A 21,555-nucleotide genomic window follows, 5' to 3' on the forward strand; every position below is an offset into this window, starting at 1 on the left:
CTAGCCACTGCCGTTCACTCTTCGCTCAGTAAGCATGTAATCCGTAATCAGAGAAATCGTTTTCGTTCTTTGTTCTTGACTCATATGCTGAAACAAGCTCAGGATTTCCCGTGTATCCGTCGTGACAGATAACTCAACCTTGGCAACAGGAAGAGTCCCCCCGATGATGTAGTCTAAGGAAACGTCGAAGTATGCGGCTAGTTTAATCAAGGTTTCATATACCGGTTGCCTATTGTTAATCTCGTAATGACTATAAGCCGAACGGGTAATACCGATATGTCGTGCGACTTCTTCCTGCGATATTTTGCGGCGAAGGCGCAATTCTCGCAGGCGTTCTCCCATTTTCATAAGTTATATCTCCTTGACACTAGATAGAGTATCTATTAGTAATTTATGATACAAAATGTATCGTGTCAAGAGAATGTTGTTTAATATTAATAATTTATTAATAAATTTCTATCGAGAAACAAAGAAGTATTGCATTATTTAGATACGAAACGTATCCTATTTCAAGGGGGTGAAGGTGTGAAGGTGAATATCATTAGCGCAAAAATGAGCCAAAGTGAGGATGCGGGCTTCGTTGGTCATGTTCAATTTGAAGTGGATCAGCACAAGCAACCGTACGAGGTTACGATACAGAGTAATAACGGCAGGAACAATTGGAGTTATGCACTGAATTTCAGTAGCCAGCCTGGAAGTGAAGAAGAAATTCAAGCCGTTGATGAGCAGCTTGAAGAAGATGATGCTTTTTTTGAACAATTTGTAGTCGCAGCATATACAAAGCTGGAAAAGTAGTGCGTAGCATTACATAATAAGCAATACAAACAAGGGGCAGTTCATGGAAGATCAATAATGATCTTTTATGAACTGCCCCTTATTGAATCCTATCAAGTTAATCTTTGTTCCGGTAATCAATCTCCAGAAATGAATCAACTTCCACAATCCATCGTTCATTTACAAACTTCTCATGTAGTGGATGGACGTTATACGCTTCGTAATCGTTCTCATTAGCAAATTCCATCGAAAATCCGAAATCGAAATCATTTTTTGGACTGACCTGCTGGTAGACTCTGAAATTTTGGACAACAGGAATTGATGAGAGTATAGATCGGCCGTCCTCTATGAAACGAACTTCTTCAATAGAGCCCTGTTCGTGCTTAAGTTTAAAGATGACTGAATGAATAATGGACTGATTATCCATTGCATTTCCCTCCTTATAAATCATTTCATTAATGAATAGAAGTCAGTTATTTCAAAAATTGAAAAGAGCTTAGTTTAATTCCGTCCTTAAGCACCAAGCAAACACTTCGGCTACCGTCAATCAGCTCGACTTCGCCATTTATTGTCTGCCACGCCCCTGATGGTGTTCCAGGAACAGCGCAGCAACCCGCTAGAGGACCTTCAGGGCCATCTAAGCGTATCTCTATAGTGTGATCCACTGGAGATGAGATACGGACCTCGATAGCCTTAATATCCGCACTTAGAGCCATATCATCAAAGCGAATCCATGCAGTTGGGGCTGATGCGATAACACTATCGCCACCTTCTGTATTTTCACCGATAATCACACCTTCGTAATCATCGTAATTAACAGCCTTCGTGAGTTGAAGTGGAAGACGTGCTGGAATGGTCTCCCCGATGACCATTATCGTACGATTCATATGAATGTTTGAGGAGGAGGAACCAATCATAAGCGTACATTGGCCATTTTCCAAACAGAATTTCTCACGTGTAACATCCCAGAAAACGAGATCGCTAGCGTTCAGCTCAAAAGTAACCTCTGCCGCTTCACCAGCCGCTAGCGCTAGTCGCTTAAAGCCTTGGAGCTGTCTAAGCGGACGTTTAACACGAGAGGAGTCTGTATGAGTATACAGCTGAACTACTTCTTCACCATTGATATTTCCGGTATTTTTTACGCATAATCGGACAACGATTTGTCCACCCTCAGAGATTTGATCCGTATCCAGTTGAAGATTATCGTATTTGAATGTCGTATAGGAAAGCCCATGACCAAAAGAATACAGAGGCTTGCCAGCAAAATATTGATACGTGCTTTCGCTCTTAATAATGTCATAATCCATAAAATCACCAAGTTGATCAACTGATTGGTACCAGGTCATGTTTAAGCGTCCTGCAGGGTTGTAATTGCCGAACAGAACATCTGTAAGCGCGGTACCGATCTCATGACCTGCGTGAGAACAATAAACTACGGCAGGAATATACTCGTTAACCCAGTTAATCGCATAGGGGTAGCTACCGATAATTACGACGATCGTATTGGGATTGGCAGCAAACACCTCCTTGATAAGTCGCTCTTGGGAAGCTGCAAGTGTGAGGTCAGGGCGGTCGATCGTTTCTTTCCCATTAATCAAAGGATGATTGCCGACGAATACGATAGCTACCTCTGCTTCACGAGCAGCATCTACGGCATCAGTTAATCCATCTATAACCTTCTCGAATTGGAAGGAGCTTGCATCGTTAGTCTTTCCATCCTGAACGTTAAGAGCACCTGTGTGGGCATCCACAGTGACAGGACGGTCATTCCAGGTCGTCAACCTTGCTGCATTGTTGTCGTAACGAACATGGAATACTTCCTTCGTGAACCACTCCCAAATATGTTCTGATGAGGCGGTTACCTGTGTGTCATCTGTTGTTACATAACGTTCATTCGAATTGGCGATCAAAGTGTGGCTATCCCAGCCCCAGTCGGACACTTCGAAGATCGTCGCATGATCGGAGGATTGCTGATCGGCTACAAGTGGCTGTTTATCTTCCTTCGAAAGTGACACATAATTACCGTTAGAAACAGCTTTCATTTTAACGTGATCACAGCCACTAGCGAATCGTACAGCTTGTCCCTCTGCAGAAAGCTGCTTAATGATCCCGTCTAGCGGTGTAATTGCATAAGGGAGAGAACCACTGTACCAGTCCCGATAAACTTTGCCACCGAGTGGTCCAATTACGGCGACCTTTTTCAATTTATCTTTTTGAAGTGGAAGAGCGCCATCATTCTTAAGCAGGACAACGCTTTTCCTCACGGCTTCGAGGGATAGGGCAATATGATCGGGCTGCAAAATGACGGATTCGTCAATATGTGCATAGGGATTACGAGAATCCGGATCGAACTCCCCAAGGCGGAAACGAACGCGGAACGTGTTGGTGAGTGCAAGATCCAGATCCTTCTCGGACAATAAATCCTCTGCGAGAGCATCGCGAATCGCTTGCTTCGAAATATCATGATCATCCGTAATACTATCAACGCCGGCTTTAATCGTTAGAGCGACGGCTTCTTTGTAGGTTTCAACAAATTTATGCTCATTAACTGTACCGAGAACGTCACCCGCATCACTAACAACAAACCCATCCATGCCCCATTCTTGCTTCACAATCCGGTTTACGTCAGGGTTCAGGTTAGCGGGAACCCCATTCACAGAATTGTAGGCGGTCATCATCGATTGGGCTTTGCCTTCCTTGAATGGAATTTCAAAAGCTTTCAAATAGTATTCTTTCATGTTTCTAGGGTCGATGCTGACAGAGCATTCCCCGCGGTCAATCTCATTGTTATTTCCAATGAAATGCTTCAATGATGCTACGGCCTTCAAATAGAAGGGATCATCACCCTGTAAGCCGCGAATGAGCGCGGAAGAAAGCTTACCTGTCAAATGAGGGTCTTCACCATAAGCCTCTTCCGTACGACCCCAACGAGGATCGCGCTCCATATCCACTGTTGGTGCCCATAGGCTGAGACCGTTAATGGCGGGATTTTTCTTATAAAACCCTCGAGCTTCATCTCCGATTACATTCCCAATCTGATGCAAGAGCTCAGTGTCCCAAGTGCAAGCTAGTCCGATGGGTTGGGGAAAGGAGGTTGCTTCCCCTAGCCAAGCCATACCATGCGCAGCTTCTGTTCCATGCTTATAAGCTTTAATGCCTAAGCGAGGGACTTCATCTTGATACTGGCACATGAGATTAATTTTCTCATCAAGGGTTAACAGAGAGATTAGATTACTTACTCGCTCTGCGAGTGATAGGTCGGGATTTTGGAATGGGAATTCGATTTTATGTGACAATATATTCAGCTCCTATTCAGGTTTAAATGGCCTGTTTTCTTGATTCTAACATGAGATAATTAGCAAATATACCCGTTTATCGAATAAAATAAAACGTTTTCTATTTTATCTATTTCCTTTACAATGTGTATATCTGAATGAATGATTATCCAGGAAGGTGAGTAGCGAACAATGTCGATTCATAACGAGGAATGGAAGCTGTGGTACAAGCAGCCTGCATCCGTTTGGGAAGAAGCTTTGCCTATTGGAAATGGAAGATTGGGTGGAATGGTATTCGGAGGAACGGATGTCGAAAGAATTGCCTTGAATGAAGATACGCTATGGGCTGGATTTCCCCGTGATACGATGAATTATGAAGCGCGTCGACATCTCAATCGTGCAAGAGCGCTAATCTTCGAAGGCGAGAATGTGGAAGCCCAGAAGCTGATTGAGGCGAAGATGCTTGGTCGTGATTGCGAGCCTTATCTCCCCCTTGGCGACCTTATGATGGCCAGAGTTGACTCAAGCGGCACCAGAACAAACGAAGCCTATTCGGATTATAGACGTGAGCTAACCTTGAAAGATGGAATGGCAGCGGTTACTTTTCTTTCGGGGCAGGTGCAAGTGAAGGGTGAGTATTTCGCAAGCGTTCCTGATCAAGTGATTTGCATTCACTATGTGTCCCAAGAAGGACAATTAAACTATGATATTTCGCTAGAGTCCCCTCTGCGAAATAACATTGAAGTTATAAACAATAAGCTAGTTATGACTGGGCGTGCTCCTAGTCACATTTCGGATAACTATCAAGGGGATCACCCTGCTTCAGTACTCTATGAGGATAATTTTGGCCTGCCATTTGAGGCCCAAGTATGGGTTGATACGGATGGGCTTCTCCGCATGGGAGACGGTAAGCTGGAATTGAGAGAGGCTGGTTTCGTTACCGTTTATTTGGCTGCAGCGACCGGATTTGTTGATTTTCAAACCTCACCGGAAAGTCGTGAGATGTCGGACCGTTGCACGATGCAATTGTCTGCTGCGGTTGAACTCGGTTATGAGAAGCTAAAGCAAAACCACAGCGCCGAACATCAGCAATTATTTAATCGAGTGGATCTACGATTAGGTTCTAATGAGGGTGTAGATGGTGTCAATTTGCCAACTGATTTACGACTAAGCGCGTATAAAGAGACAAAAAACGACCCAGGGCTAGAAGCGTTATTTTTCCATTATGGACGTTATTTGCTCATGGCTAGCTCAAGACCAGGGACAGAGCCTGCGAATCTCCAAGGCATATGGAATGCACATGTTCAGCCGCCATGGAATAGCGATTATACAGTGAATATTAATACGGAGATGAACTATTGGCTCGCAGAGGTTTGTAACTTAAGCGAGTGTCATGAGCCATTGTTTGATATGCTGGACGACTTGAGTGTGAGCGGAAGCAGAACGGCTGAAATTCATTACGGCTGCCGAGGTTGGACAACAAATCATAATGTAGATTTATGGAGAATGACGACTCCGACTGGAGGGAGTGCTTGTTGGGCTTTCTGGCCGCTTGGGGGCGCTTGGATGGTTCGCCATCTATGGGACCGCTATTTGTTCGACCTAGATATTCAATTTTTACGTGAGCGTGCCTATCCGATCATGAAGGGAGCGGCTCTATTTTGCCTAGATTGGTTAGTTGAAGGACCGGACGGGCAATGGGTAACGAATCCATCTACTTCACCCGAGAATGCTTTTCTAACCGCGGATGGCCAGTCGTGCAGCGTGACGCTAGCTTCAACGATGGATATTGCGATTATTCGTGAGTTGTTTACTAATTGTCAGGCAGCTATTCGAATATTAGACAAAGATGAAGCATTTGATTTGGAGCTTAAGAAAGCTTTGGAGAAATTGCCAAATTACCAAATCGGTCGCTTCGGACAAATCCAAGAGTGGGTTGAGGATTATGAGGAAGCGGAGCCAGGGCATCGACATATTTCTCATCTGTATGGTCTTCATCCAAGTGATCAGATTCATGAGGGTACACCAGAGTTATTCAGAGCTGCAGCAGTTACACTTGAGCGTCGTCTTGCACATGGTGGAGGACATACGGGCTGGAGCTGCGCTTGGCTGATCAACCAGTTTGCTCGGCTTAAGGATGCAAGTCAAGCCTATAGTAGTGTTCAAACCTTACTATCCAAATCCACTTACTCCAATTTATTCGATGCTCATCCACCGTTTCAAATCGATGGGAATTTCGGAGGAACAGCGGGGATTGCTGAGATGCTGCTGCAAAGTCATTTGGGATATATTGAGCTGTTACCTGCGCTTCCACAAGCTTGGAAGGAAGGTAGCGTGAGCGGAATTAAGGCAAGAGGTGGGTTCACTATCGCTATGACATGGCAACAGCAACAGTTAGATGAGGCCATTGTATTAAGCGAACGTGGTGGGAAGTGCACGCTAAGCTACGCTAAGTCGGATCTTGTCATAACGAGCGAGCAAGGAACTCTTGTAGATGTGGTTGAAGGACAGTTTGAAGCGACAGCAGGAATCAAATACATTGTAAGGGTTAAATGATCTCTGAAACATAATCGACGACATTTACGTTAATAAATGGAAGTCGAATAGGTCAGGGGAGATACAGTTGAAAAAAATAGTAAATTTACTAGTCATCTTTACCGCATTCGTATGCTCCAGTTGTCAGAATGGAAATACTGTAGAGTCAGTCGAGCATCAACGAGAATATACGTTGGCCGATCTTGATACGCGAATAGTTGAAGCCTCGAATCGATTTGGTCTTACTCTATTCAGTGAATTGTCGAAGCAGAAATCAGACGATAATGTGTTCATATCGCCTCTGAGTATTTCATCTGCTCTTTCATTAGTCAATGAGGGTGCAACTGGGGAAACAACTAAGGCGTTGATGAAAACGCTTGAATTAGGCACGATGTCCAAGGAGGAAGTCGGTCAAGGATACCGTATGCTGCTTGATTTGTTGAGGAGCTCAGAGGATCGTGATGTAGAGCTTAATGTCGCTAACTCCATATGGATGCGCGAAGGTCAAAAGTTTCACGAAGCATTCGTGCAACGTAGTCGCACCTCCTACCATGCGGAAACCAACCAGCTTGATTTCAATAGCCCCTCAGCGGTCAAGAAAATGAACAACTGGGTGGATCAACAAACGAATGGGAAAATTAAAGAAATGGTGAAAGTCATTCATGCCCGATCTATCTTATATGTTTTGAATGCTGTGTATTTTAAGGGGGCATGGTCGCAGCCTTTTCAGCCTCAGGCTACGTCCGAGGGTAAATTTCATGTGCCGGACTCAGAAGCGGTTTCCATTGAATTGATGTCTAAGAGCGGACACTTTGAATACACCAAACAGCCCGAATATGAGGCGATTCGCATTCCTTTTGGCAAAAAGGAGTCAGCATCCATGGTCATCTTCCTCCCTGAAGCAGCAGAGGGATCGGTTAACCAAGTTCTTCAGAAGCTAACCGCTGATTCGGAGCTGATAACCAAGCCTTTCGAGCTGCGCCAAGGTAGGGTGGACTTACCCAAGGTTAAGTTTGACTATTCAATAAGCTTAAATGACGCGCTTCAGGCAATGGGTATGGGTGAAGCATTCGACGAGGTCCGGGCGGACTTCTCCCTTATGGCCCCACAGCCTCCCAATATATTCATTAGTAAAGTCGATCATAAGACAACACTAGAAATTAATGAACAGGGAACGGAGGCAGCCGCAGCGACTAAAGTAGAGATGCTTGCTGGAAGCTCGGAGCCTAGTGATCCCTTCCATATGACGATTGACCGGCCTTTCATCGTTGCTATTGTTGATCAAGTCACGAATAGCATTCTGTTTATTGGAACAGTTGTGAATCCGAATCCAAAACATATTGGATAGAAAATGCAAAGGGGTGCCCCAGAGAGTTATAAATGGGACACCCCTTTTTGACGCATTGTGACAATGCCAGATACCAGTTTACTTGATTAGCCTTCAGAATCTTTATCCAAGAACAAGGATTGTTCATATTCTTCAGGGGTATTCACATTGATGACAAAGTTTGTATCTATTTGGTTATCCAGAAAGGTTGATTTCTCCACGCTAAGATGCGGAATGATATCTAAGAAGCCCCCGACTCGATATTGTCCTTTATTTAATAGACTCGGAATCAGGTTAACACTCCTTTTATCGTAGATGCCATGAAGCGGATGAAGCCGACCATCGATGTAAGGAATGACTGCGTCGTTGTCTGATTGTCGTTTCAAGTCTAACATGAATTGAGCAGCACGAGCGGAAAGGAATGGCATGTCGCAACCGACTAGCCACACATCGGGATATTGGGCTAAGGATAGTCCGGCATGTATGCCAGCAAGCGGACCCTTGTCGCAATAATAATCAGTAATGATTCTAACATCTGAATCTATTAAGGGTAAAAATGTTTTAGGCTCGTTCGTTACAAGAATGATCTCATCGCAAATCTGCTTCAATTGACGAATTTGTCGATGTATCAGTCTCTCATTTTGAAATAGAAGCAAGGCTTTATGGGATCCGCCCATTCTCCGATTTTTACCGCCGGCAATAATGACCCCCGACAGCATAGACGGCTCCTCAGTACGTACCAGCTTGGCTATGTCCATCATCTTAGGCCCCCACATCATCATTGAAATAGTTGCATGGCTTAATTATAACTTGATTATCGCTCCAACGCTCCTCTAGCTCTATGATCAATCTCACAGCTATCACTTAAAGTTCATATTGTTGTCATTGTGATGACGATCACATTTATTGTTCACCATGACGCACCAATGTGAGACTGATCACATTTCTACAGGAACTGCTTTTGTTATAATGACTCCAATGGATAAGGAGGTGCCTGAGATGGAAGCTGTCCGTAATTTGCCAGAGGACTCACAAATTCGGAATTCCTCCTACTTCACGAGTGGGAATTTAGAGAAGATGAAACAGATTATGTATTCCTATAAATTCAATTTGGATACAGCCGTCTTCCATGAGGGAGATGCTGCCGATAAGCTGTATTTCATCCTTTCTGGAAGGGTTAAAGTAACGAAGTTTTCCGAAGAAGGCAAGGAATATATTATGTCCGTCTATCATGCGGGTGATTTTTTTGGGCAACTAGATCCTTTTCACGAATCCAAGCATAGCTTTACTGCACTTACGATGGAAAAATGTGAAATTGGTATTATTCAAAGAAGTGATCTAGAAATTCTCATATGGCAGTACGGAGATTTGGCTATCGAGTTCATGAATTGGATGGGTTACATGCAACGATTATCGCAATCGAAATTTCGTGATCTCATTATGTATGGCAAACCAGGGGCGCTCTGTTCAACGCTCATTCGATTGTCGAATAGTTACGGCTCTGTTGACGAGAATGGGATCCATATTTCACTGAAGCTGACGAACTCTGAATTGGCGGATTACATCGGTAGCGCGCGAGAAAGCGTGAATCGTATGTTAGGTGATTTGAAAAAAGCGGGCGTGATTTCCATGAACGATGGAACCATTACGATTTTGAATTTGAAATATCTACAGAGTGTATGTAAGTGTGAACAATGTCCTAAAGAATTGTGCAGAATCTAATTTGAAAATCAAAAAGTACTAGGGGCTCCTGACTGCATCTGAGGATGTAAAAGGGAGCCTTTACTTGTTTAAATGGCCATGAGGATGCAATTGGCATTCCCTCTTTTGGTGATTATTGTCACATTATGTTTGGTATCCTTGTGATAAAGTTAGCCACGTATAAAAATTTGGAAAATATGAGGGGTTTTGTGAAAGTCGGTTCTGTAAGAGACATCCTGATTACTAGATGAAGTTAGTGTACACGACCAAAATTTCTAAATCTGGATGAGGGGGAATTCATGTGAAATTAGGAATTACTGGGAAAATATCGCTCATAACCTTATCCATTGTTTTAGTTAGTATCGGGTTGGTCACGACTGTTAGTTATTTTACAAGCTACAATCAGGTGAAGGAAGCAGCAGGAGTTGAATTAATCGGCTGCGCTAATATCACTACTGGGCTTATTAATGCTGGAGAAATTGCTAAGCTGGCGAATGGGGACATGTCGAATGTTACCAAGGTGGAAAATGAGATCAGTAAGACGGTTTCCAAAAAGCCGATTTTCGAAAGTCATTACATAATCTCATTGGACGGAAAAATTTTGGCAGCGGACAAGTCATTACAAGCGGAGGGGTATAAAGCAGGAGATAGCTTCTATATCGATACAAATGCTCTTGAGATGATTGTTAAAATGAAACACCCGGAATATACGGATGTGTATGAATATGGTGACATCAAGAGAATGACTGGGTACGCTCCGATCTATGAGGATAATGATTCCAATAAAAATTTAATTGCATTAAATGCTATTAATTTCGATGCAAGTATCTTAAAAGAACGAACTTGGCAAATGGTCAAAGCAACGATAATCATTGGCAGTTTGCTTCCATTTCTAGCTGCATTAATTACGTTCCTGGTCGTTAAAGCCATTATGCATCCGATCAGAAGAATGAATGAGCATGTCAATCGAGTAGCTAACGGGGATCTAAGTGTCGTTTCATTGGATGTTAGAAGCAAGGACGAGATCGGACAGCTGTCGGCCAACTTCAATAAAATGGTCAACAATTTATCGATGCTGATTAAGCAAATGAAGTTGAGCTCTGATCAGCTTAGTCGCAATAACAATGATCTTACTAGAATAGCTGAACAAACTGGGGCATCTGCTCATTCGATTACGATGGCAACCGATGAAGTAGCCAGTGGCGCGACTCAACAAGCGGGCATAGCCGGAAATATGCTGAGTTTAATTGAAGATACGATGCGCAATGTCATTTCTGGGGATAGCAAGGCTAGGGTGGCACTTGAGATTGCAAGTGGATCAACGAAACAAGCTCACCGAGGAGAAGAAGCCGTCAAGAGTGCAATTGATCATTTGAGTACAGTGATTCATACGAACTCGTTAGCTGCCGATTCCGTACAAGTTCTGAACACACGATCGACTGAAATTGGTGCAATGATTATTGTGATATCAGAAATATCTTATCAAACCAATATTCTTTCACTGAATGCAGCAATTGAAGCCGCTCGTGCAGGCAACATGGGAAAGGGGTTTGCGGTCGTTGCTGAGGAAGTACGCAAATTAGCTATTAAATCTAGTAAGGCAACGGAACAAGTTACAGCGTTAATCAATCAAATACAAGAAGATATCGAGAATATGACTATAAATATGGACAGCAACTTAATTGCAGTTAATCAGCAGGCGGAGAAAATTCAAGAAGGAAATGATGCATTAGGAAAAATTGTTGAGCAAGTCGTTCGTACTGAACATAGTGTGAAAGAGATGCAGATGCTCTTTGGTGAAGTAGCTACGCTGTCAAAAAGTGTACTGTCGGGGATCGAAACTGTGGCGAGCATCACTCAACAATCGGCCGCATCAACAGAAGAGGTATCTGCTTCAGCTCATGAACAGTCCTCACATGTCGATAACATGATCCATCATTTCCAGTTGATTTCAGACATCATTAATCGCCTTCGTGAAGAGGTTAATCATTTTAAAGTTCAGTAGGGTAGTTTGCGACTTGGAAGGTAGGGAATGAGCGGGGAAGAAGCGGACACGACGATTGTTGGAACGGTGGGTTTAATGTCGGAAGTGTCCGCTAATCCACCAAGCTACTTGGGGACGATTAAATTAATCTTGGTTCCTTGGCCGGGCTCGGAAATAATGGTGAATTGACCCCCAACACTGCGGGCCCGTTCCTCCATGCTAAACAAGCCAACGCCACGTAAATCTGCAACACGAGTAAACCCTTTACCATCGTCTTCAATGCTTGCTTTTACGTGAGTATCGAATTCGTGTAAGGTAACTCGCGCCTCAGCCACATCTGCATATTTCCCAATATTCGTAAGCGCTTCTTGAATGATACGGTATATTGTCGTTTCCTTCGTCGAATCTAGTCGCTTGCGTAAGTTACAATCGAAATAAACTTGAATGCCGTAATGTTCGGCATAATTCTCGATATAAGAGCGGATAGCTGGAACAACACCTAAGTCGTCCAGAACAGAGGGACGAAGCTCCCAAGCCATACCACGTACTTCTTCGATAATTAAAGCAACATTGCTTCGAATCGTTTCAAGCTCCTTAAGCTTCGTATCACTGATTACTCGATCCATTTGGATTAATAAAGAAAATAAGCTCTGGCCGATACCATCATGAAGCTCTCGCGAGAATCTTCTGCGCTCTTCCTCTTGAATGTTCATGACATTCGTCATCATCTGCTGTAACTCGACTTCAACCTTCTTAAGCTGGGTAACCTCATTTCGGATGGCTAAATATTGATAGGGACGTTTGAACTCATCAAGAAAAGGCACGATGGTCGTATTCACCCAATAGAATGAACCATCCCTTGCCTTGTTTTTGATTTCACCATGCCAAACACTACCAGAGGAAATGGTGTCCCAAAGCTTCTCCATAAACTCCTTGCTATGGTAACCAGAATTAATGATACGGTGATCCCGTCCTATTAATTCATTCCGATCATATTGAGATATTTGGCAAAATTTGTCGTTCACATATTGAATGCGCCCACGGTGATCGGTTACAGCCACAATTGAAGATTCATCTAAGGCAAATTTAACGTCTGTGAGCTCTCTTAAAGACTGCTTTAATTCGTCGCGAAATACCGAGTCGATGATATGCTCATCGATTTGTTCCTGTAGACGGGTAATATTGTGGCCAATGCCTTCAGGATACGCCTTATCGGTTTCGTTATTCAAAGCTCAACAATCCTTTCTTTAAGGCGTATTTGACTAGATCGGGTCTTGTTTTGAGACCAAGCTTGCCCATCAGATTGCTTTTGTGTGACTCGACAGTTTTAACGCTAAGTATCAGTTGCTCGGAAATTTCCTTGTTGCTATACCCTTTGGCGATAAGAGCCAATACTTCCTTCTCTCGGTCGGAAAGCGTTTCGTAAGTGCTTGGAGTCTCACCTTTTTTAATTTTCTCTATATATTCTGTCATAAGTCTTTTCGTTGCAATAGGGTAGAGGTAGGCGTTGCCAGTTGCTACAGATTGAATCGCGGTTACCAATTCTTCATGGGGAGCGCTTTTTAATATATAACCTGAAGCACCGGCATGAATGGCGCGAAATAAATACTCATCATCATCGTGCATCGTTAATACGAGAACAGCAACATCCGGAAGAAGCTTCTTAAGCTCCGTTGTTGCGGTTAGACCATCTTTGCCATGTGGCATATTTAAGTCCATTAATACAACATCTGGCCGCAATTCCATTGCAGTCTGAATCGCTTCGTCTCCATCAGCGGCTTCACCGATTACAGACATGTCGTTCTTGCCATCAAGAAGCAATTTAAGCCCCGATCGGACGACTGCGTGATCGTCTACCAATAATATCTTGACCATGGGTATGCCCCTTTCATTTACATCATCTATCCTATCATACCAAATAAAAAAGAATCCCGACAATCACTGTCATAGGATTCACTTATTCGAATTCATTTGTAAGCGATATAGAGTCTAGTTCATCTTGTATAGCGTGGATATCACTAGATTCATAGGGGAGTGGTGATCGACGTGCAACAAGTAAAATAGCCTGTATTTGTTCACCCATTGTGAGAGGGAAGGCAGCGGCACAACGAAGTTGCTCAGCCATCATTAACGGACATTCTTTACGGAATCCAGTAATAGGCGGCGAGCGATCATCCCAATTGATTACTTTTCCAATCCTTAAAGCTAATCCTGCAGGACCCGAACCTGGCTTCAAAGTCATCTGCCTATATTTCTCGCTTCGACAGCCAACTGCATAAGTCCAGCGATAGCAGTGTTCAGTAGATCGAGTAATCGCGAGGGCGGAAAAATCACTACAGGATAGTAGGCGGAAATTTTCCAGTACTTGTGTAATATTGCGATGTATCAATGACATCTGGATATTCCCCTTCCCTATGTTCTCTGAATGATAAACCTGCCACATTACTATTGTAGTGGTTTTGTGCGAATTTGTAATTCAGGGAACCCCCCTAAATTGAGGATCAGGGAATTCCCTATGTGACATTGATGAACCGGGAATAGTTATTCTTTTTTTATTGTTTGATGATGTTGAGGCTATAGGATAATGTTATAATTCGTGGGAATTCATTTTCTAATATTTGCTAAGAGGAGTACTTACAAAATGCGGATTTTGACAACTGTGGTTTTGATGTGTTTAATGCTTATTGGCTGTGCAACGGGTGATAAAGGGGATTCACAGTATACTGACTATATTGAGAAGGGGAAAGACGCGTACATCAATAATGATTTTGAACTCGCAATTTCCTTATTCGGTGAGGCGAAGAAAATAAATCCAACAAGCGAGGCGAATGACTTATTAAATAAAGCGATTGATAGCCATGCGAAAGAGAACAAGAAGGCTACTACCGTTAACACAGCTGAGGCTACCGAGTTATCCAATAAGCTGCTTGGAGAATGGGGACAGGTTCCGAGCTCCAATAAGGGCTATTATTATATTAACATTCAGAATAAAGATGCGGACTCGGTAAATATTGAAATGATATTTACACAAGATCCTCCTGCGAGCAGATATGCTTCCATTGAAGTAGAAGCCGTGTTCTCTAATGGAGCCTATCATTTTGAATATGAGGATGATGGATGGGGCAACAAGGGAAATGGAGCAGTGAAGTGGATTTCAGAGGATGAAATTAAGGTGGATATTAATCAAACCTATAGAAATCCTGAAGCGAATTGGTCACTAAATACGAGTGATTCGTGGCCCAAAATTACAGAACAAATGAAAAAGCAAGCCGCATTAGCGGAATCAACATTGGAACACGCGGATACTCCTTCGGAACTCATTCCTAAAGATTCACTGGGGCTGACAATAGAGCAATTCACTGAAGCCTTTAATCAATACGCGGACATCGGTGGAATGGAATCAAGAATAAGCGATGTTTCACTATCTGATCAACTAGGAAACTCACAAAAGTCTTTTGTCCTTCTGCTAACTGATTCACTATCGATTATTGGAACTTTGAATACGACGAATGATCTCATTAAAGAAGTAGTCATCGGAAATCCAATAAGCTATAAGAGTGCTGAGGATAATAGTGAATTTTTCTTAGCTAAGGCTTCGATGGTTGGAGCCGCAAATCCAGAGCTCCCTTCTGATCAAATCAGTGAAGTACTTACGGATCTAGGCTTGTATGAGGCGATCCAAAGTGAAGATAAATCAGAGGCGAAAGTCATTCGTGGAAGTGTGAAGTACCAATATTATTTTCAAGATGAACATTTGATCTTGATTGCTTCGCCAAACAAATAGAAGTCAACATATTTTCACCTCAAATAAGACGTATAAATTAAGGCTCAAAGCCTTCTTGGCTCACATAAAGCTGATCTTCGGAAAAAACCTGTTTCAATCGCTCATAGACTAGACGATAGGCAGACGGGTGATACCATTCCTCTAAGCCTAACTTTGTATACAAATTCTGGATGCCTAAACTACGCGTTCTTTTGCCTCCGCTGCCGTCTCCCATGAAATAATCATCCACACACACTCGATTGACGAGTGGATGCAGTATTTCCGCAAACCCCTCACTGCTTGGCAGCATTGGAGCAATCGCAACCTGTGTAGGCACGCCTGCTTCAGCCAATAATTGAAGTGTCTTTAATCTTGAGGCTATGGGGGGAGCGTCGGGAGCAAAATGCTTGCGGATCTCTTCAAGGTCTGTCTCTATCGTCATACTGACACGCACTTTATCCTTTAAGTGTACGAATAAATCAATATCTCTACGAACAAGCGGGCTTCGGGTTTGGACAAGCAAGAAATCGGGAGGGTGTTGAGCCATGACTTCCAGTAATGAACGGGTTATTTGCTCTTTATATTCAATGGGTTGATAAGGATCAGTACTCGATGACATGAAGATGGTTACGGGACCTTTGGTCTTGGCACGAAGAAGCTCCTTGCGGAAAATATCCGATGCCTCTTTCTTAATGTCAACCCAAGAACCCCATTCTGCGTTACGGAATGTTGAGACAGGCATACGCCGTACATAGCAATACGAACAGCCAAAAGTGCATCCCGTATAAGGATTTAACGAATGACTATAGCCTGAGAGGAAACCTGTACCTTTATTTAAGAGCGTTTTCGGAGTTTTGTAGAGGTACTCTATTTTTCTTGACATCGTAGATCACACCCCCTTGAACAGTATAACCCCAGTCGTGAATGTTTGTACGTTTTCTTGAATGTAATCGCAAGATAACGACAAAAAAAGATCAATGCCCCTATTCTAAAAGGAGCATTGATCTCTTCATTTAAAATGGCTATTATTTAAACACTTTCAAACGATCATCTAGCGGTTGGAATGTTTTTTCGCCTGCAGGCATTGTAGCTTTACCAAATGGCATTTGCGCGATCAATTTCCAACTGAATGGTGCATTCCATTCTTTAGCGACCTGCTCATCAATAAGCGGATTATAATGCTGCAAGGATGCCCCGTAGCCTTCGGTTGCTAGTGCTGTCCATATTACGTGCTGCAGCATCCCAGTAGAATGAAGGGACCACAATGGGAAGTTTTCTTGATATAGAGGGAATTGCTCTTGAAGTCCTTGAACGACGGATTGATCCTCGAAAAATAACACTGTGCCATAGCCACTGCGGAATGCTGCCATTTTCTGAGCTGTAGGTTCAAAGCTGTCCGCAGGGACAATTTTTTTAAGCGTCTCTTGAGTAAGATCCCATAGCTTGTTGTGTTGTTCGTTCAAGAGCAAGATCACTCGTGCGCTTTGGGAGTTGAAGGATGACGGTGTGTGTAGTACAGCTTCACCGATCAAAGCCTCAAGTTTCTCATCGGACAGAATTTCTTCTTTACTAATTGCATATATACTGCGGCGTTTCTTCACTGCATCCAAAAATTCGTTACTCACGTTGTCCATCTCCTTATGATCGATCTTCTTGGTGAAAACTTCTGTTGCATCAAGTAGTTTTCCCTGAGGGCAACGTATAATAACAAAGCCCGTCTTAAACGATTATGCAACAACTACTTACAATTTGTAAGTAGGAACATTAATGTGCTATAGTATCAAAAAGTATACTGTAAGGAAAGAAGTGTATGACAATGAGTCCAAATGACGAGCTTAATCCAAGTCAATGCAAGGTTGTTGTGGCGCTTGATGCAATTGTTGGCAAATGGAAGCCAATCCTATTGTTGCAGCTCATGACAGGGGGCACCAAACGATTCAGCGAATTAAGGAAACTTATACCCAACATCACGCAGAGGATGCTAACCTCACAGCTTCGTGATCTGGAGGAACAGGATTTAATTCAGCGTGTCATCTATGCTCAAATCCCGCCAAAAGTGGAATACTCCATAACTGATTATGGGAAAACGCTAATGCCTTTACTTCATGAGATGCACAAGTGGGGAGTAGCACATCTAGAACATATGGATGAGAAGGGGCTGGAAGATTCGATTCCAATTGGAGATGCGTAGTTGATATTACGAGGTGAGCGAAAAGGAATTCATGATACGGGGTGGAACTATTTGTAACACAATTGTGAAAATTGACCGACAAGACATTCCGAAAGCTGCGAGCGTTCTAGCTCAAGTATTCGCGAAGGACGACCCGTTGTATGCTCATATTTTGCCCGATGAGAAGACAAGACTGCGCGTGCTGAATATTTTTTTCCATCGTTATATTGAAATGATGTATCCGTATTCAGATTTATTGACGACGTCAGATCGCCATGAAGCGGTGGCACTGGTGTTCCATTCGGAACGAGAAGCGGGGACATTACGCTCGAAGATCAAGTATATGACTCGTGTTGTACTAGCGATTATCAAATCATCGCCAATCTGCACAATCATTGGAGTACGGGGATTTATTCGAGGGATATCCATTCTTCATAGCATGAGCTCATCGTGGCTGTCCATGCTTGGAGATCGTGAATATATGCATTTAGATATGCTAGTTGTACAGGAGCAGTTTCGCGGACAGGGTTACGTGTCTAAGGTAATCAAGCCACTGCTTGCGGAATGTCGCACTAAAAATATCGTATGTACATTAGAGACACAGACGTTGAGCAATTTACCAATCTATGAACATTATGAGTACCGCACGGAGAAGATCATACCGCTGACAAACAGCTCGCTCGAACAGTATTGTATGGTGTACAAACCGGAAATATAAAATTTTAATCGTATTTCGAAGACGTTGGGCTTACCGCCTAGCGTCTTTTTTTATGCTCCTTGTCATAAGTCTGACACAAGTTTAACTAATGGCTACTATGTTAACTGTAGCAACTAACAAAAATATCCCTGGCGGTTTCTATGTACTGAGACCAATAGTCATACGAACGGAGTTTATAACATAAATTTGCTTCAATGAGGTTATAAAATTGTCCTTGTAATCATCCAAAGGAGAGGAGTATATCTCTTGGAAAATAAGATTAGGACGCAAGCAATGAATGAAGACATACCGCAACCCATTAGAAGTGTAGATGGAGCAGGAGCGACGGATTTTGGACCTCGTGACGTCATGCGAGATAAAGAAAACCCTAACCTGCTAGTTCCGCCAATTACGGACTCTGGCTTGATCCCAAATTTGAAATTTTCATTCTCGGATACACATATGCAATTAAATCAAGGTGGCTGGTCTAGAGAAATCACAGTTAGAGAGCTTCCAATTGCGACCAGTCTTGCGGGAGTAAATATGCGCTTAACTCCGGGGGGTGTTCGTGAGCTCCACTGGCATCAACAAGCAGAATGGGCTTATATGCTACTGGGTCAGGCACGTATTACCTCGGTTGACCAAGAGGGGCGAAATTTCATTGCTGATGTTGGTCCCGGAGATCTCTGGTACTTCCCACCGGGACTCCCACATTCGATTCAAGGGTTGGAAGAGGGCTGCGAATTCCTGCTTGTATTCGATGATGGACATTTTTCAGACTTGAATACATTATCAATTTCAGATTGGTTTGCGCATACACCCAAAGACGTTCTATCCGCTAATTTTGGCGTTCCTGAGAGTGCTTTTGACAGTATACCAAAAGATCAGCTTTATATTTTTCAGGACAAGGTGCCTGGCCCGATAGCAAGTCAGAAGGTTCAATCCCCTTATGGTACGATTCCCCAAACCTTTAAGCATCAACTCCTAGGGCAAGTACCGATTAGAACGCCTGGTGGAAGCGTGCGAATCGTAGATTCAACGAACTTTCCTATTTCCCAAACCATTGCAGCTGCATTAGTTGAGATTGAACCCGGTGCAATGAGAGAGCTACATTGGCATCCTAATAATGACGAGTGGCAATACTATCTTACAGGACAAGGACGTATGACGGTTTTTGCTGGTAACGGCACAGCACGCACATTTGATTACAGAGCCGGTGATGTCGGTTATGTCCCGTTTGCTTATGGTCATTATATTCAGAATACAGGCAATCAAACCTTGTGGTTTCTGGAAATGTTCAAGAGCAACCGGTTTGTCGATGTGTCCTTGAACCAATGGATGGCACTCACTCCACGTGATCTGGTTCGAGATAATTTGCATGTTGGACCGGAATTGTTAGACGCGCTGCGTAAAGAGAAATGGCCGGTCGTTAAATATAGTCATGTGAATGAAAATGATACATAAATAGGGGAAAGGAGCCATCTACATCGATGGCTCCTTTGTTTTTTGCATTCCAAGGAATGAAAGTTCACCGTTATGTTCTAATGTGAAATCACATTCCCAATCCTGCCAGATATGATGGAATTTCGTCTCCGAAATGGGGTAGAAGGGAATGACTGCTTCATCGTTCCAAATAAAATACAATTGATCTTCATTTCGACTAACTATGGCTTTACAGCCATAGCCTTCATACGTTCCCATGTAACTTGCATATGTGCTTTCTTGGAGAGCGCAGGATGGCGGACGAGTGGGAACAATGATATTTTCTCCAAACAATAATCCGGACAATGCTTCAGTAAGCTTTGTCACAGGCACAAAATCATAATTTGTTAACATAATTATGGTCGTGTGTTCATCTGGATATCGGTGCATTTCGCTACGGAAACCACGGTAAGCTCCCCCATGATAAATTCTTCTGCGATTATATCGTTGATCAAGAAACCAACCAAAACCGTAATTGAAGTCATTTGACGTAAAAGCCATTTCCATTGTGCTTGTTGAAACGAGTGTATCTGAATATAAAGCTTGATCCCATTTATACAAATCATCGATTGTTGAATACATTGCGCCCGCTGCAAAGATGGAGCTCATATCCATGTACTCACATTGAACGAACTCTTCCCAACTGGAGTGGTAAGAAGCTGCCATCTTTGGTACTACTCTTTTGTTATCGTCGATACCGGTATTTACCATTCCGAGAGGTTTTAATATGTTATTCGTTATATAATTCGCAAATGGTAACCCCGTAATATTCTCAATAATCATACCAAGCAAATAATAACCTGAATTGTTGTATGCAAAAGAAGTCCCTGGCTTACTAGATAGTGGTTTATCCATGAACAGGTTAAGTACTTTTTGATGAGTGAGCTTCAACTTGTTTAATGTTTTATTGTAGTCAGGGGTGCTGGTGTAATTGATAAGCCCAGAAGTGTGATTGAGTAAGTGTGTGATCGAAATATGTTCGAAATGTTTAAGCTCGGGCAGGTAAGTCCCAATACGATCTTCGAAACGAAGAAGGTTTTGTTCATAGAGCATCATAATGGCCAACGCGGTAAATGACTTCGTTAAGGACCAAATTCTAAACTTAGTATCAATTGAATTTGTTATTTGGTGCTCAATACTTGCATAACCGAATGCTTTTCTTAAAATGACTTCTCCATTTCGAGCTACTAATATTGCGCCACTTAGTGGCCAATTGTTTTCATATTTGGTTAAGTATTTATCCAAACTTAGAGTGAGATCATTCATGGATAAGACCTTTCGACTTTACATATTTTCACTTTATAGTTCTGGTACCAGTCTTGTTTACCTTTTTCTTGCGCAACGAGGTGAGCTTGATTTTGCTTCCAATTACTAATCGCCTCAAGACTCTCCCAATAGGAAATGGTTATGCCAGATCCGGAAGCATCTCTGACACTTTCCACCCCAATGAAACCGGGCTGCCGGGATGCAAGCTGCTCCATTTTATCAGCCATGACACCATAGCCATTATCTCCTTCAGTTCGTTGACTTGAAAATATGACAGCATAATATGATCCTATAGGTTCGTGAACCATTTCAGTCAGCTCCTTTAAATCATTAAGTAAACATATTACCTAGATTATACTATTGTATAGTTATTGCTAGTGGCATTATTTGATATTCTTTCGCAACAATCAGCCTGAAATGGCTAAAACATTCAATCGACTATTCACAAAATGAGACAGGTGCATTAATATGATAATGATAATCAGTATCATTAATTGGACTGTTAAGAATGTAATATCTACATAGCGTTTAAGTTTTGAATTGTTTAGAAGGAGTGAGTTGTTAGGAAGGAGAAACGGTTT

At 42.7% G+C, this 21,555-nt stretch carries 20 protein-coding genes; 9 read left to right on the plus strand and 11 right to left on the minus strand.

The genetic code is table 11. The features are described 5' to 3' along the window. Window positions 1-348: a helix-turn-helix domain-containing protein gene (locus tag M1K58_RS04150; RefSeq protein WP_256757401.1), complete on the minus strand. Its 348-nt coding sequence runs from the start codon at window positions 346-348 to the stop codon at window positions 1-3. A gap of 177 nt (window positions 349-525) precedes the next feature. Here M1K58_RS04150 and M1K58_RS04155 point away from each other — a divergent pair, with 177 nt between their 5' ends. Continuing rightward, window positions 526-795, plus strand: a complete 270-nt coding sequence (locus tag M1K58_RS04155) for a hypothetical protein (protein WP_256757402.1) — start codon at window positions 526-528, stop codon at window positions 793-795. Between the two features lie 97 nt (window positions 796-892). Here the strand turns inward: M1K58_RS04155 and M1K58_RS04160 are convergent, their stop codons facing one another. Both M1K58_RS04160 and M1K58_RS04165 read right to left on the minus strand, forming a co-directional pair. Continuing rightward, window positions 893-1,201, minus strand: a complete 309-nt coding sequence (locus tag M1K58_RS04160; protein ID WP_256757403.1) for a Dabb family protein — start codon at window positions 1,199-1,201, stop codon at window positions 893-895. A 46-nt stretch (window positions 1,202-1,247) separates the two neighbouring features. Further along, window positions 1,248-4,070 (minus strand): glycoside hydrolase family 3 protein, encoded by a 2,823-nt coding sequence (locus tag M1K58_RS04165; RefSeq protein ID WP_256757404.1) that lies wholly within the window; start codon window positions 4,068-4,070, stop codon window positions 1,248-1,250. 171 nt (window positions 4,071-4,241) lie between these two features. Between M1K58_RS04165 and M1K58_RS04170 the strand changes: the two genes are divergently transcribed. Both M1K58_RS04170 and M1K58_RS04175 read left to right on the plus strand, forming a co-directional pair. Beyond that, window positions 4,242-6,605 (plus strand): glycoside hydrolase family 95 protein, encoded by a 2,364-nt coding sequence (locus M1K58_RS04170; RefSeq protein ID WP_256757405.1) that lies wholly within the window; start codon window positions 4,242-4,244, stop codon window positions 6,603-6,605. 67 nt (window positions 6,606-6,672) lie between these two features. After that, window positions 6,673-7,932 carry a serpin family protein gene (locus tag M1K58_RS04175; RefSeq protein ID WP_256757406.1) on the plus strand — a complete coding sequence of 420 codons (1,260 nt, stop codon included), beginning with the start codon at window positions 6,673-6,675 and terminating at the stop codon, window positions 7,930-7,932. Window positions 7,933-8,018: 86 nt separating this feature from the next. On the opposite strand, the gene mobA is transcribed toward M1K58_RS04175, so the two are convergent. Further along, window positions 8,019-8,672 carry a molybdenum cofactor guanylyltransferase gene (gene mobA / locus M1K58_RS04180; RefSeq protein WP_256757407.1) on the minus strand — a complete coding sequence of 218 codons (654 nt, stop codon included), beginning with the start codon at window positions 8,670-8,672 and terminating at the stop codon, window positions 8,019-8,021. A gap of 238 nt (window positions 8,673-8,910) precedes the next feature. Between mobA and M1K58_RS04185 the strand changes: the two genes are divergently transcribed. Next, on the plus strand, window positions 8,911-9,633 hold the full coding sequence (locus M1K58_RS04185) for a Crp/Fnr family transcriptional regulator (protein ID WP_256757408.1): 723 nt from the start codon (window positions 8,911-8,913) through the stop codon (window positions 9,631-9,633). Window positions 9,634-9,913: 280 nt separating this feature from the next. Continuing rightward, on the plus strand, window positions 9,914-11,617 hold the full coding sequence (locus M1K58_RS04190) for a methyl-accepting chemotaxis protein (RefSeq protein WP_256757409.1): 1,704 nt from the start codon (window positions 9,914-9,916) through the stop codon (window positions 11,615-11,617). 104 nt (window positions 11,618-11,721) lie between these two features. On the opposite strand, the gene M1K58_RS04195 is transcribed toward M1K58_RS04190, so the two are convergent. The 3 genes from M1K58_RS04195 to M1K58_RS04205 all read right to left on the minus strand — a co-directional run bounded on the left by M1K58_RS04195 (window position 11,722) and on the right by M1K58_RS04205 (window position 13,991). Then, window positions 11,722-12,825 carry a PAS domain-containing sensor histidine kinase gene (locus M1K58_RS04195; protein ID WP_306220142.1) on the minus strand — a complete coding sequence of 368 codons (1,104 nt, stop codon included), beginning with the start codon at window positions 12,823-12,825 and terminating at the stop codon, window positions 11,722-11,724. Then, a complete protein-coding gene (locus M1K58_RS04200; RefSeq protein ID WP_256757410.1) occupies window positions 12,818-13,471 on the minus strand; it encodes a response regulator transcription factor in 654 nt (217 codons plus the stop codon). The genes M1K58_RS04195 and M1K58_RS04200 overlap by 8 nt, the downstream gene beginning before the upstream one ends. Window positions 13,472-13,553: 82 nt before the next feature. Next, window positions 13,554-13,991 carry a GAF domain-containing protein gene (locus M1K58_RS04205; protein ID WP_256757411.1) on the minus strand — a complete coding sequence of 146 codons (438 nt, stop codon included), beginning with the start codon at window positions 13,989-13,991 and terminating at the stop codon, window positions 13,554-13,556. Window positions 13,992-14,237: 246 nt separating this feature from the next. Here M1K58_RS04205 and M1K58_RS04210 point away from each other — a divergent pair, with 246 nt between their 5' ends. After that, window positions 14,238-15,380 carry an outer membrane protein assembly factor BamD gene (locus M1K58_RS04210; protein ID WP_256757412.1) on the plus strand — a complete coding sequence of 381 codons (1,143 nt, stop codon included), beginning with the start codon at window positions 14,238-14,240 and terminating at the stop codon, window positions 15,378-15,380. 37 nt (window positions 15,381-15,417) lie between these two features. On the opposite strand, the gene M1K58_RS04215 is transcribed toward M1K58_RS04210, so the two are convergent. Together M1K58_RS04215 and M1K58_RS04220 are read right to left on the minus strand one after the other, a co-directional pair. Next, window positions 15,418-16,242 (minus strand): SPL family radical SAM protein, encoded by an 825-nt coding sequence (locus M1K58_RS04215; protein WP_256757414.1) that lies wholly within the window; start codon window positions 16,240-16,242, stop codon window positions 15,418-15,420. A gap of 142 nt (window positions 16,243-16,384) precedes the next feature. Further along, window positions 16,385-16,993, minus strand: coding sequence for a nitroreductase family protein (locus M1K58_RS04220; RefSeq protein WP_256757415.1), 609 nt, complete (start codon window positions 16,991-16,993; stop codon window positions 16,385-16,387). A 176-nt stretch (window positions 16,994-17,169) separates the two neighbouring features. Here M1K58_RS04220 and M1K58_RS04225 point away from each other — a divergent pair, with 176 nt between their 5' ends. From M1K58_RS04225 to M1K58_RS04235, 3 genes are all read left to right on the plus strand, one after another. Next, the gene (locus M1K58_RS04225) at window positions 17,170-17,550 is read left to right on the plus strand and encodes a winged helix-turn-helix transcriptional regulator (RefSeq protein WP_256757416.1); all 381 of its coding nucleotides are present in this window, start codon (window positions 17,170-17,172) and stop codon (window positions 17,548-17,550) included. A 31-nt stretch (window positions 17,551-17,581) separates the two neighbouring features. Continuing rightward, window positions 17,582-18,247, plus strand: coding sequence for a GNAT family N-acetyltransferase (locus tag M1K58_RS04230; protein ID WP_256757417.1), 666 nt, complete (start codon window positions 17,582-17,584; stop codon window positions 18,245-18,247). 273 nt (window positions 18,248-18,520) lie between these two features. Further along, entirely contained in the window at window positions 18,521-19,690 is a 1,170-nt protein-coding gene (locus tag M1K58_RS04235) for an oxalate decarboxylase family bicupin (RefSeq protein WP_256758234.1), read from the plus strand. A gap of 18 nt (window positions 19,691-19,708) precedes the next feature. On the opposite strand, the gene M1K58_RS04240 is transcribed toward M1K58_RS04235, so the two are convergent. Together M1K58_RS04240 and M1K58_RS04245 are read right to left on the minus strand one after the other, a co-directional pair. After that, window positions 19,709-20,974, minus strand: a complete 1,266-nt coding sequence (locus M1K58_RS04240; protein ID WP_256757418.1) for a serine hydrolase domain-containing protein — start codon at window positions 20,972-20,974, stop codon at window positions 19,709-19,711. After that, the gene (locus M1K58_RS04245; protein WP_256757419.1) at window positions 20,971-21,282 is read right to left on the minus strand and encodes an antibiotic biosynthesis monooxygenase family protein; all 312 of its coding nucleotides are present in this window, start codon (window positions 21,280-21,282) and stop codon (window positions 20,971-20,973) included. The genes M1K58_RS04240 and M1K58_RS04245 overlap by 4 nt, the downstream gene beginning before the upstream one ends. Window positions 21,283-21,555: the final 273 nt, after the last annotated feature.

Source organism: Cohnella sp. WQ 127256, assembly GCF_024519285.1.
Taxonomy (GTDB): Bacteria; Bacillota; Bacilli; order Paenibacillales; family Paenibacillaceae; genus Cohnella.